Raw genomic sequence first — 11,689 nt, 5'->3', positions numbered from 1 at the left:
AACCTCATGAATCCCGATGCAGACAAACTCTGGCAGGCCCCGCGCTGGGCGCTTGCCGTGCTGCTCGCGGTGCTCGGCATGCTCGGGCCCTTTTCCATCGACACCTACATCCCGGCCTTCTCGGGCATTGCACAGTCCATTGGCGCGACGCCGGCCGAGATGCAGCAGACGCTTTCGGCCTACCTGTTCGGCTTCGCGTTCATGAACCTGTTCCACGGCGCGCTGTCGGACAGCTTCGGCCGCCGCCCCGTGGTGCTGTGGGGCCTGGCAGTGTTCACGCTCGCCTCGCTGGGCTGCGCGCTGTCGCAGAACATCACGCAGTTGGTGCTGTTCCGCGGGCTGCAGGGCCTGTCGACCGGCGCCGGCATCGTGGTCTCGCGCGCGGTGATCCGCGACATGTTCCCGCCCGCCGAGGCGCAGCGGGTCATGAGCCAGGTCACGATCTACTTCGGCGTGGCGCCAGCCATCGCGCCCATCGTGGGCGGCTTCCTGTTCGTGCACGCGGGCTGGCACGCCGTGTTCTGGTTCCTGGTGGCGGTGGGCGTGGTGCTGTTCACGGCCAACTACAAGCTGCTGCCCGAGACACTGCACAAGGACCACCGCCAGCCCTTCCAGGTGCGCCACCTGATGCGCGGCTACTGGGACCTGTGCTCCGACCCGCGCTTCCTGCTGCTGGCCTTTGCGAGCGGCGTGCCCTTCAACGGCATGTTCCTCTACGTGCTGGCCGCGCCCGCATTCCTCGGCGACCACCTCGCGCTGCAGCCGCAGCAGTTCTTCTGGTTCTTCCTGCTGACCATCGGCGGCATCATGCTCGGCGCGCGCGCCAGCGGCCGCATGGCCGGCAAGGTCGCGCCCAAGCGGCAGATCCGCGACGGCTTCGTCATCATGCTGGCCACCTCGGTGGTCAACGTGGTGGCCAACACCTTCTTCCAGGCGCACGTGGCCTGGGCGCTGTGGCCGCTCGCGGTGTTCGCCTTCGGCTGGGCGCTGATGGTGCCGGTGGTCACGCTGCTGGTGCTCGACCTGCACCCCGAGCGCCGCGGCATGGCCTCGTCGCTACAGGCCGTGATCGGCTCCACCGCCAACGGCATCGTGGCCGGCGCGGTGGCGCCGCTGGTGATGCATTCGACGCTCGCGCTGGCGCTGACCTCCATGGGCATGCTCGCCATCGGGCTGGTCGCCTGGGTGTGGCTGCATGACCGCTGGCCCGAGATCGGGCGCATGGTGGCGCACGAAGGCTGAACACAGGAACGAGGCTCCGATGCGCTTCGAAACATTCCTGACCCATGCGCGCGCCTGGCTGCCGGGCCGCACCACCGTCGATGCCCGCGAACGCTTGCGCGCAGTGGCGGGCGCGGGCCTCGGCCTGCTGGTCACTGCGCTGCTGTGCCGCTGGCTGGCCGGCCCGCTCGCCGCCTCTGTCTGGTTGATCGCGCCGCTGGGCGCCAGCGCCGTGCTGGTGTTCGCGGTTCCGGCCAGCCCACTCGCGCAACCGTGGTCGGTCATCGGCGGCAACACGCTGTCAGCGGTGGTCGGCATCGCGGCCGCCAACTGGATTCCCGACCCGGCACTGGGCGCTGCCGTCGCAGTGGCCGGCGCCATCGGCCTGATGTTCAGCGCACGCTGCCTGCACCCGCCGGGTGGCGCCGCAGCCTTGCTCGCGGTGCTGACGCACACCACGCATTTCTCGTCCGCCCTGTTCCCCTTCTTCACCAACTCGCTGCTGCTGGTGCTGGCCGGCGTGGCCTACAACTCGCTGACCGGTCGGCGCTATCCGCATGTGCAGGTGGCGCGCCCGCCTGCGTCCGATGCGCGCTTCAGCCAGGCCGACATCGACGCCGTGCTGGCCCGCTACAACCAGGTGCTGGACATCAGCCGCGACGACCTCCAATCGCTGATCCAGCAGACCGAGCTCGAGTCATACAAGCGGCGCCTGGGCACGCTGCACTGCGCCGACATCATGTCGCGCACGCCGGTCTCGGTGGAGTTCGGCACGCCGCTGCAGGAGGCGTGGGCGCTGATGCACGAGCGCCGCATCAAGGCCCTGCCCATCACCGACCGCACGCGCCGCGTGGTGGGCATCGTCACGCAGGCCGACTTCTTCCGCCAACTCGACCTGCAGCATCACGAGGGCATTGCCGGCAAGCTGCGCGACCTGATCCGCGCCACGCGCACCGTGATGTCGAACAAGCCCGAGGTGGTCGGCCAGATCATGACGCGCCAGGTACGCGTGGCCAGCGCCGACCGGCCCGTGGTCGACCTGGTGCCGCTGTTCTCCGAGGGCGGGCACCACCACATCCCGATCATCGATGGCGAGAAGCGCCTCGCGGGGATGATCACGCAGTCGGATTTCGTGCGCGCGCTCTACCGCGCGGTTGCGCCGGCGTAGGCAGCCGCCACGCCCTTACGCCTTTACTCCAGCACCACGTTCGCCTTCTTCACGAGCACGGCATAGCGCGACGCCTCGCTGCGGAAGTAGCTCGCGGCCTGCTCCGGTGTCGTGGGCTTGATGACGTTGCCCTGCTTGTCCATCGCATCGCGCACCTCGGCGCTGGTGAACGCGGCGGCCACCGCGTCGTGCACGCGCTGGACATCGGCCGCCTGCATCTTCGGCGGGCCGATCACCGCGAACCAGCCTTCGACCGCGTAGTTCGGCAATCCCTGCTCCGCGATGGTCGGAATGTCCGGCGCGGCTGGCGAGCGCGCGGCGCTGCACAGGCCGATGGCGCGCAACGCCCCGCTCTTGATGTGCTGCTGCACGGCCGGCAGCGCGACCACGCCCATCTCGACCTGCCCCGCGATCATGTCGGTCACCATCGGCCCGGTGCCCTTGTAGGGAATGTGCCGCGCCTTCACGCCGGCCTCGTCCATGAACATCTCGCCGGCCAGGTGAATGATGGTGCCGTTGCCCGACGAGGCGTAGTTGTAGCCCTCGGGCTTCGCGCGCAGCAGCGCGACCAGCTCCTTCACGTTCTTCGCGGGCAGCTTCGGGTTCACCACCAGCACCAGCGGCGTCGCGCCCACCACGCTGATCGGCGTGACGTCGTTGATCGCGTCGAAGGGCATCTTCTTGAACACTGCCGGGTTGATGACGTGGTTGTTCGACACCATGCCCAGTGTGAGCCCGTCGGGCGCGGCCTTGACGATGGCCGCGGCGCCGGTGATGCCGCCCGCGCCCGGCAGGTTCTCGATCACCACCGGCTGGCCGAAGGCCTTGCCGAGCGCGACCGATGCAGCGCGCACGATGGTGTCAACGCCCGAGCCCGCGCTGATCGGCAGGATGAAGCGAATGGGTTTGTCGGAGCTCTGCGCAAGCGCCGGGCATGCGGCCACCACGGCGGCGCACGCGCCGAGGCCTAGCACCGCGCGGCGGTTCATCGGGGAAAGTGTCTTGGTCATCGGTTTTGTCTCTCTTTATGGTTTTGGAAAAGCGCTTCGATCAGGCCACCGCCGAATCGGCGTGTAGCGCATCGACCTGCTCACGCGCATAGCCCAGTTCGGTCAGCAACTCGCGCGTGTGCTCGCCCAGCGTCGGCGGATGCAACCGCACGCCGAGGCGTTCGCCGCCGAGCGTGATCGGGAACAGCGTCGTCTGCGCCATTTCTCCGGCACGCTCGCCGTCCGGCAGGCGGATGTCCGCCAGGCCGCCGGTGGCCTTCAGGTGCGGGTCGTCGTAGAGGTCTTCGGGCCGCGTGATCGGCGCGAACGGCAGCCCCCTGGCCTCGAAGATCGCCGACAGCTCCGCCGCCGAATGCCCGGCCAGGCGCTCGCGCAAGTCGGCGAGCAGCGTGGGCCGCAGGCGCACGCGGTCGTTGTTGGTTCGCAAGGCGGAGTCGGCCCTCAGGTCGTCGAAGCCCAGCGCGTCGCAGAAAGTGTTCCACTGCGCGTCGCTCACGGCGGCCAGGAAGATCTGCTCGCCGTCCTTCACGGTGAACACGTCGTACAGCGCCCAGGCCGAGATGCGATCGGGCATCGGCGCCGCCGCCTGCCCGGTGATCGCGTACTGCAGCATGTGCTGCCCGACCAGGAACACGTTGTTCTCGAACAATGCAGACTGCACCTCCTGCCCCTTGCCGGTCTCGGCGCGCTGCATCAGCGCAGCGATGGCGCCGATGGCACCGAACATGCCGCCCATGATGTCGTTGACGCTGGTGCCCGCGCGCAGTGGATCGCCGGGGCGGCCGGTCATGTAGGCCAGTCCGCCCATCATCTGCACCACCTCGTCGAGCGCAGTGCGGTGCTCATAAGGGCCTGGCAAGAAGCCCGTGTGGTTGACGTATACGAGGCGCGGGTTGAGTTTGCCGAGCGCGGCGTAGCCCAGGCCGTACTTGTCCATGGTGCCGGGCTTGAAGTTCTGCGCCACCACATCGGCCGTGGCACACAGGCGCAGCGCGGCTTCCAGCCCCTGCGGGTGCCGCAGATCGAGCGCGATGCTCTTCTTGTTGCGGTTGAACATGGGGAAGAAGCCCGCGCCCGCGCCCAACAGGTGCCGCGTGCGGTCGCCATCGATGGGCTCGACCTTGATGACCTCCGCGCCCAGATCAGCGAGCACCATGCCGCAGGTCGGGCCCATGACCATGTGGGTGAACTCGACCACACGGATGCCGGTGAGCGGCAGGCGCTTTTCTTCAGTGCCTGTCGTGCTCATGCCGTGACTCCCGCCGTCGCAGAAAAGGTCTTCGGAAAGCCCGCGCGCCACACCGTGCCCTGCAAAGTCTCGCCTTCGAGCCAGCCCGCCACGCGCCGGCGCAGGTCGAGCAATTTCGGCAGATCGACGCCGGTCGCAACGCCCATGCTCTCGAGCATGAAGACAAGGTCTTCGGTATCGACATTGCCACTGGCGCCTGGCGCATGCGGGCAGCCGCCGATGCCGGCCAGGCAGGCGTCGAAGCGCGTGATGCCGACTTCCAGCGCGGCATACGCATTCGCGAGCCCCATACCGCGCGTGTCGTGGAAATGGCCGCACCACAGCCGGTCGCCCGCGATGCGCAAGGCGCGCTCGAACAGGCTGCGCACCATCGCCGGATCGGCATAACCCACAGTGTCAGCGAGGCTCACGCGGTCAGCGCCGGCGTCGAGCAGCGCCTGCATCAGCCGCAGCACCTCGTCCGGCTCGACGTGGCCCTGCAGCGTGCAGCCGAAGGCCGTGCCCACGCCGCCGTCGATCAGCGTTTTGGAGCCTGCCGCATCGCGCGCCGCGCGCATGCGCCCGACCTCGGCCACCACCTCGTCGGGCGTCTTGCGCAGGTTGGCGAGGCTGTGCGCGTGGCTGGCCGAAAGCGGCACGACCATCAGGTCGGCCCCGCCCTCGATGGCTCGTTCGGCGCCTTTGAGGTTGGGCACGAGCACCGAGGCGAAGAGCTCCGGCAAGGTCTTGGCATAGGCCAGCAGTTCGGCTGTGTCCGCAAGCTGCGGCAGCAGATGCGCCGGTACGAACGAGCCGACCTCGATCTCGCGCTGTCCGGCCGCGTACGCGTCGCGGATCCATTCGAGCTTGCGTTCGGTGGGCAGTACGCGCGCGATGCTCTGGAGCCCGTCGCGCAGGCCCACTTCGCGGACGACCGCGCTCGGCGGCAGGAAGGCGTGAATCAAGACTTTGTCTCCGTCGTGAGGGTACGGAGTCAATGTTAGAAGTTCCGATTTGATCCAGAAGGTATATTTTGGAAGCCATCTGATTCCAGAACGGAACACCATGAGAGACCTCGACCTGACCACCTTGCGCCTGTTCGTCGCCGTCTGCGAAACGCGCAGCATCGCGCGCGCCGGCGAGCAGGCCAGCATCGTCGGCTCGGCCATCAGCAAGCGGCTGGCCCAGCTCGAAGAAACCGTCGGAACGCCGCTGTTGCTGCGCAAGCGGCGCGGCGCAGTGCCCACGCCGGCCGGCGAAACCCTGCTGGAGCACGCCCGTGCCATGCTCGGCAGCGCGAACCGCATCGAGCGCGACATGGCCGCCTATGCCGGCGGCGCGCGCGGGCACGTGCGCATCCTGGCTTCGGCCTCGGTCATGGCCGAATCGCTGGCCGAGGACGTGGCCGACTTTCTGCAAGACCCGGCGCACCGCAACATCCGCGTCGACATGGAAGAGCGCGTGAGCCCCGAGATAGTGCGCGGCATCCGCGAGGGCAGCGCCTCCATCGGTTTGTGCTGGGACGCGGCCGACCTCGAAGGCCTGGAGCGGCGCGATTACCGCACCGACCACCTCGCCATCGTCGCGCACCCCTCGCACCCGGTGGCAAGGCACGAGCACGTGCGCTTCGAGCAGGTGCTCGACCATGAATTCGTCGGCATGCCCGCGCTCAGCGCAGTGCAGCTGATGCTCGCGCGCGAGGCGGCGGTGGCGGGCAAGCCGCTGGTTTACCGCGTGCTGGTGTCCAACTTCGATGCGGCGCTGCGCGTGGTGCGCGCCGGACTGGCGATCAGCGTGGTGCCGGCGGAGGTCGCGCGGCCTTTCACCGATGCCTTCGGCCTGCGGCTGATGCCGCTTACCGATGCGTGGGCGCGGCGGCGTTTTGCGATCTGCTTCCGCAGTGAGGCGGCACTGTCGCCGTCTGCTCAATTGCTGGTCGCGCACCTTGAGCGACGCGCCACAGACTGACGGCCAACCACCCCATTCGACCGGAATTCGAAACTATTCATTGCCCTGGAGCGGGTTTTTATTTCGATTCGCGCAACCTACATTCGAAAGGTCAGAGCTGTCACTCCTTCACACCGCACACAGAAAGACCACCGCATGTTCCGCAGAGCCCTCCTCTCCGCCGCCGCCCTTGCCACCACCCTGAGCCTCGCCCCGCTCGCTGCGCAGGCTGCCCAGCCGCTCAAGCTCGACGTCTACAACCCCGGCGCGAAGTCGATGTTTCCGGTCTCTTCGGAAATCGTCACCGGCCAGACCGATGCCGTGCTGATCGACGCGCAGTTCCAGCGCAACGACGCCGAGGCGCTGGTGCAGAAGATCAAGGCCACGGGCAAGAAGCTCACCACGGTCTACATCAGCCACAGCGACCCCGACTACTACTTCGGCCTCGACGTGATCCAGGCCGCCTTCCCCGACGCGAAGATCGTCGCCACGCCCCAGACCGTGGCCGCCATCCAGGCCTCGAAGGACGGCAAGCTCGCGCACTGGGGCCCGATCCTGAAAGACAACGCGCCCAAGGCGCTGGTCGTGCCGCAACCTTTGGCCGGCGACAGCCTCACGCTCGAAGGCCGCAAGATCCAGGTCGTCGGCCTCGACGGCCCCACGCCCGAGCGCAGCTTCGCGTGGATTCCCTCGCTGAAGGCGGTGGTCGGCGGCATTCCGGTGTCGGCCAACATCCACGTTTGGGTGGCCGACACGCAGACGCCTGAATCGCGCCGCGACTGGATCAAGACGCTGGGCCGCATCGAAGCGCTGCACCCGAAGACCGTGGTGCCCGGCCACTACCTGCCGAATGCCGACGGCAGCGCGCCCTACTCGCTCGCCTCGGTGAAATTCACGCGAAGCTATCTGCAGGCCTTCGAAACCGAAGCCGCCAAGGCCAAGGACTCGGCAGCGCTGATCGCCGCGATGAAGAAGCGCTACCCGAAGCTGGAAGACGCCTCGTCGCTGGAACTCGGCGCCAAGGTCATCAAGGGAGAAATGAAGTGGCCGCAATGAACGAAGCAGTGAGCGAAGGCGCCACGCTCCACTACATCTTCGATCCGCTGTGCGGCTGGTGCTACGCCGCCGCACCGCTGGTCGACGCGGCACGCGGCGTGCCGGGCCTGAAGGTCGAGTTCCACGGCGGCGGCATGATGACCGGCGCCAACCGCCGCTCGATCACGCCGCAGTGGCGCGAGTACGTGATGCCGCACGACCGGCGCATCGCGGAACTCACGGGCCAGCCCTTCGGCGAAGGCTACTTCGAGGGCCTGCTTCGCGACACTGGCGCGACGATGGACTCCGAGCCGCCGACCACCGCCATCCTCGCGGCCGAGTCGCTGCGGGCAGGCGGCGGGCTGGACATGATCCATCGCCTGCAGCGGGCGCACTACGTCGAGGGTCGGCGCATCGCCGATGAGCAGGTGCTGAAGGCGATCGCCACCGAACTCGGCTTCGATGCCGAAGCCTTCGCGTCGGCCTTCGAGGGCCTGTCAGGCGAATCGACCGCACGGCACTTCGCCGAAAGCCGCCAGTTCCTGCAGCGCGCTGGCGGCCAGGGCTTTCCGACCTTCGTGCTGACGCGGCCCGATGGCAGCGCCAGCCGCATCGACATCGGCCCATGGCTCGGCCGCGCGGAAGACTGGAAGGCGCGCCTCGCGGAACTCGTCTAGCGCGCGACGCCCAGCAGGCGGTCGAGCACTTCAGGCTGCGTGCGCAATGTCGCGGCCTTGTCGGTGTGCACGATGGTGCCGTGGTCGAGCACCACCGCTTCGTCGGAAATCGCGAGGATCGCCTGCGGATGCTGCTCCACGATGATCGCGGCCAGCCCCTCGTCCTGGGTGATGCGGCGGATGGCGCGCAGCAGCTCTTCCACGATGATCGGCGCGAGCCCTTCGAGCGGCTCGTCGAGCAGCAGCAGCTTCGGGTTCAACACCAGCGCACGGCCCACGGCCAGCATCTGCTGCTCGCCGCCCGAGAGCTGCGTGCCGAGGTTGGTCTTGCGTTCGGCAAGGCGCGGGAACATCTCGTAGACGCGCTGCGGGTTCCATTTGCCCGGCCGCTCCACCGCCGTGAGGTTCTCGTGCACCGTGAGCGACTTGAAGATGTTGCGCTCCTGCGGCACCCAGCCGATGCCGGCCGCCGCACGCTGATGCGGCGCGAGCTTGTGCAGCGCCTGGCCGCCCAGCGTGATGCTGCCGCCGTGCTGGCGCGTTGCGCCCGCGAGCGTGTTGATCAGCGTGGTCTTGCCCGTGCCGTTGCGGCCCAGCAGAGCCAGCGTCTGGCCTTCGCCGAGCGCGAACGCCACGTCGTGCAGCACCACGGCCTCGCCGTAGCCGGCGCTCAGGTTCTCGATGCGCAGCAGCTCAGACATGAGCGCTCTCCCCGTGGCCCAGGTAGACCTCTTTCACCTTCGGGTCGTTGGCAATGGTTTCTGGGTCGCCTTCGGTCAGCAGCGTGCCGTTGACCAGCACGGTCATGCGGTCGGCAAAGCTGAACACCAAGTCCATGTCGTGCTCGATCAGCAGCACCGACACATCGGCAGGCAGCGCGGCCACGGTCTGCAGCAGTTCTTCGCGCTCGCCGGCGGGCACGCCCGCCACGGGCTCGTCGAGCAGCAGCACGCGAGGCTCGCAAGCCAGCGCAATCGCAATCTCCAGGAGGCGGCGCTTGCCATAAGCCAGGTGCTTCACCTGCTGCTGCGCCACGTCGCCCAGGTGGAACTGTTCGAGCAGTTGCCCCGCGCGCTCGGCAATCGCCTTGCTGGCGCCGAGCGGCCGCCACCATTGCGCGCCGATGCCCTGGTGCTGCGACACCACGAGCGCCAGCGTTTCGAGCGGCGTCATCGAATCGAACAGCTGGTTGATCTGGAAGGTGCGCACCAGCCCGCGCGCCACTCGCTTGTGCGGCGCGAGCGTGGTGATGTCTTCGCCCAGCAGCGTGATGCGACCTTCGGTGGGCGTCAGCACGCCCGTCAGCTGGTTGATGAGCGTGGTCTTGCCCGCTCCGTTGGGGCCGATCAGCGCGTGGCGTGCGCCGCGCCTGAGCTCCATCGTCACGTTGTTGGTGGCGGTGATGCCGCCGAAGCGCATCACGAGGCCATGGGTCGAGAGCACGGTGTCGGTCATGCCACACCACCTTTCTCGCCCTTCTTCTTGCCGCCCAAGCCAAACCATGTCCACGGCTTGAGCAGGCGGTCGCGTCCCACCAGCACCAGCAGCACCAGGATCAGGCCGATCCAGAACATCCAGTACTGCGGCGTCACGGCCGACAGCCAGGTCTGCAGCAGCTTGAACACGATGGCGCCCGCCACGCCGCCATAGAGCCAGCCCACGCCGCCGATGACGAGCATCAGCAGCACATCGGCCGAGCGGTCGAAGGCCAGCACGTCGAGCGAGGCGAAGCCGGTGGTCTGCGCGAGCAGCGCGCCCGCGGCGCCGGCGATGCCCGCCGCCACGGTGTAGATCACCACGAGCCGCGACACGACCGGAATGCCGATTGCCATGGCGCGCAGCCGGTTGTCGCGAATGGCCTTCAGCGTGGCGCCGAACGGCGAATGCACGAGCCGGCGCATCACGAGGAACAGCACCAGCATCACGGCCAGCGAATACCAGGCGGCCGTGCGGCCATACAGGTCGAACTCGAACAGGCCGAGCACCGGCCCCATCACCACGCCCTGCAGGCCGTCGGCGCCGCCGGTGAGCCAGTCGAGCTTGTTGGCGAGTTCGAGCAGCAGCAGCGCGGTGCCGAGCGTGACCATCAGCCGCGTGAGGTCGCTGCCGCGCAAGATCGTCACGCTGGCCACGAGGCCCAGCGAGGCCGACAGCACGGTTGCGATTACCAGCCCCACGGTCGGGTCCGGCATCACGAGCTTGGCGAACAACGCCGCCGCATACGCGCCGAAACCGAAGAAGGCGGCATGGCCCAGCGACACGATGCCGGTGTAGCCAAGAATCAAATCGAGCGACATCGCGAACAACGCAACGATGGCGATCTCATTGACCAGCAGCGAGTGCGAAGGCATGACGAGCGGCAGCGCGAAGGCCACGGCCCAGGCCACGAATTCGAGCGGGTGCCAGCGCGCCTTGCGCAAGAGGGCCGACTGGAACTCGGTGGTTGAAGGCGTGCTCATCAACGGCCTCCCTTGCGCGTGAACAGGCCCTGGGGCCGCCACATCAGGATCATGATCATCAGGAGGTAGACGGTGAATGCACCCATCTTCGGAATGAAATACTTGCCCGCCACGTCGGCAATGCCAAGCAGCAGCGCCGCCGCGAGCGGCCCGGTGATCGACGAGGTGCCGCCGACCGACACCACGATCAGGAAATAGATCATGTACTTCAGCGGGAATGTCGGGTCGAGGCCGAGGATCTCCGCGCCCAGCGCACCGCCCAGCCCCGCGAGCCCTGAGCCCACGGCGAAGGTCAGCAGGAACACGATGTTCACGTTGATGCCCAGGCCCGCCGCCACGCGCGGGTCATCGACCGCGGCGCGCAGCCGGCTGCCGAAGCGCGTCTTCGAAAGAATGAGCTGCAGCACCACGGTGAGCACCGCGCACACGCCGATGATGAAGAGCCGGTAGTGCCCCATGCCCAGCAGCAGCGCGCCGTCGCCGATCTCGGTGCGCCCGCGCAGCCATTCAGGCAATTGCACGTTCTGCTGCGAGGAGCCCACGAAGTAGTCGATGGCCGCCACCGCCATGAAGGCAAGGCCGATGGAAAAGAGCACCTGATCGAGGTGCGGCTTGCCGTACATCGGCCGGTAGAGCGTGCGTTCGAGCAAGGCCCCGGCCAGCGCGACGACGATGAATGCGAGCGGCAGGCAGGCCAGGAAGGGCACGCCGAGCTTCTGCATTGCGAACACCGTGAGGTAGCCACCCGCCATGGCGAAAGCGCCGTGCGCGAGGTTGATGAAGTTCATCAGGCCGAGCGTCACGGCGAGGCCTACCGCCAGCACGAAGAGCAGCATGCCGTAGGCGATGCCGTCGAAAAGAATGGTCAGCATGTCGTGTTTTTTACGAAGCTATTTCTGGGGCTGTTCGTTTCGTTCGGGGTGCGTGCTTATGCCGGCCGATCA

General features: G+C 67.7%; 11 protein-coding genes and 1 pseudogene. 5 read left to right on the top strand and 7 right to left on the bottom strand.

Features of this window, described 5'->3' with window-relative positions:
• Positions 1 to 6: 6 nt before the first annotated feature.
• Positions 7 to 1,242 carry a multidrug effflux MFS transporter gene (locus NWF24_RS09145; RefSeq protein ID WP_093051261.1) on the top strand — a complete coding sequence of 412 codons (1,236 nt, stop codon included), beginning with the start codon at positions 7 to 9 and terminating at the stop codon, positions 1,240 to 1,242.
• A gap of 19 nt (positions 1,243 to 1,261) precedes the next feature.
• Positions 1,262 to 2,389 carry an HPP family protein gene (locus NWF24_RS09140; RefSeq protein ID WP_258353913.1) on the top strand — a complete coding sequence of 376 codons (1,128 nt, stop codon included), beginning with the start codon at positions 1,262 to 1,264 and terminating at the stop codon, positions 2,387 to 2,389.
• A 23-nt stretch (positions 2,390 to 2,412) separates the two neighbouring features.
• On the opposite strand, the gene NWF24_RS09135 is transcribed toward NWF24_RS09140, so the two are convergent.
• Genes NWF24_RS09135 through NWF24_RS09125 form a run of 3 tightly spaced genes read right to left on the bottom strand, consistent with a single transcriptional unit; the run spans position 2,413 to position 5,592 of the window.
• On the bottom strand, positions 2,413 to 3,399 hold the full coding sequence (locus NWF24_RS09135; protein WP_258353912.1) for a tripartite tricarboxylate transporter substrate binding protein: 987 nt from the start codon (positions 3,397 to 3,399) through the stop codon (positions 2,413 to 2,415).
• Positions 3,400 to 3,439: 40 nt separating this feature from the next.
• Entirely contained in the window at positions 3,440 to 4,648 is a 1,209-nt protein-coding gene (locus NWF24_RS09130) for a CaiB/BaiF CoA transferase family protein (protein WP_258353911.1), read from the bottom strand.
• The gene (locus NWF24_RS09125; protein ID WP_258353910.1) at positions 4,645 to 5,592 is read right to left on the bottom strand and encodes a hydroxymethylglutaryl-CoA lyase; all 948 of its coding nucleotides are present in this window, start codon (positions 5,590 to 5,592) and stop codon (positions 4,645 to 4,647) included. The genes NWF24_RS09130 and NWF24_RS09125 overlap by 4 nt, the downstream gene beginning before the upstream one ends.
• Before the next feature lie 100 nt (positions 5,593 to 5,692).
• Here NWF24_RS09125 and NWF24_RS09120 point away from each other — a divergent pair, with 100 nt between their 5' ends.
• From NWF24_RS09120 to NWF24_RS09110, 3 genes and pseudogenes are all read left to right on the top strand, one after another.
• On the top strand, positions 5,693 to 6,595 hold the full coding sequence (locus NWF24_RS09120) for a LysR family transcriptional regulator (protein WP_258353909.1): 903 nt from the start codon (positions 5,693 to 5,695) through the stop codon (positions 6,593 to 6,595).
• Positions 6,596 to 6,730: 135 nt separating this feature from the next.
• Positions 6,731 to 7,624 (top strand): annotated as a pseudogene (locus tag NWF24_RS09115) (MBL fold metallo-hydrolase); the annotation flags it as partial.
• Positions 7,625 to 7,626: 2 nt separating this feature from the next.
• Positions 7,627 to 8,286, top strand: a complete 660-nt coding sequence (locus tag NWF24_RS09110; RefSeq protein WP_258353907.1) for a DsbA family protein — start codon at positions 7,627 to 7,629, stop codon at positions 8,284 to 8,286.
• Here NWF24_RS09110 and NWF24_RS09105 read toward each other — a convergent pair.
• The 4 genes from NWF24_RS09105 to NWF24_RS09090 are packed head-to-tail and all read right to left on the bottom strand — an operon-like array spanning position 8,283 to position 11,617.
• Positions 8,283 to 8,987 carry an ABC transporter ATP-binding protein gene (locus tag NWF24_RS09105; RefSeq protein WP_258353906.1) on the bottom strand — a complete coding sequence of 235 codons (705 nt, stop codon included), beginning with the start codon at positions 8,985 to 8,987 and terminating at the stop codon, positions 8,283 to 8,285. The genes NWF24_RS09110 and NWF24_RS09105 overlap by 4 nt on opposite strands.
• A complete protein-coding gene (locus NWF24_RS09100; protein ID WP_258353905.1) occupies positions 8,980 to 9,741 on the bottom strand; it encodes an ABC transporter ATP-binding protein in 762 nt (253 codons plus the stop codon). The genes NWF24_RS09105 and NWF24_RS09100 overlap by 8 nt, the downstream gene beginning before the upstream one ends.
• Complete coding sequence (locus NWF24_RS09095; protein WP_258353904.1) at positions 9,738 to 10,745, bottom strand: branched-chain amino acid ABC transporter permease; 1,008 nt, start codon at positions 10,743 to 10,745, stop codon at positions 9,738 to 9,740. Before NWF24_RS09095 ends, NWF24_RS09100 begins: the two co-directional genes overlap by 4 nt.
• Positions 10,745 to 11,617 (bottom strand): branched-chain amino acid ABC transporter permease, encoded by an 873-nt coding sequence (locus NWF24_RS09090; RefSeq protein ID WP_258353903.1) that lies wholly within the window; start codon positions 11,615 to 11,617, stop codon positions 10,745 to 10,747. The genes NWF24_RS09095 and NWF24_RS09090 overlap by 1 nt, the downstream gene beginning before the upstream one ends.
• Positions 11,618 to 11,689 lie beyond the last annotated feature (72 nt).

It is taken from the genome of Variovorax paradoxus (assembly GCF_024734665.1).
In the GTDB taxonomy this organism is placed as follows: domain Bacteria; phylum Pseudomonadota; class Gammaproteobacteria; order Burkholderiales; family Burkholderiaceae_C; genus Variovorax.
Note: the sequence above shows the minus strand (reverse complement) of the source record. Positions and strands in the feature narration are given on the sequence as shown.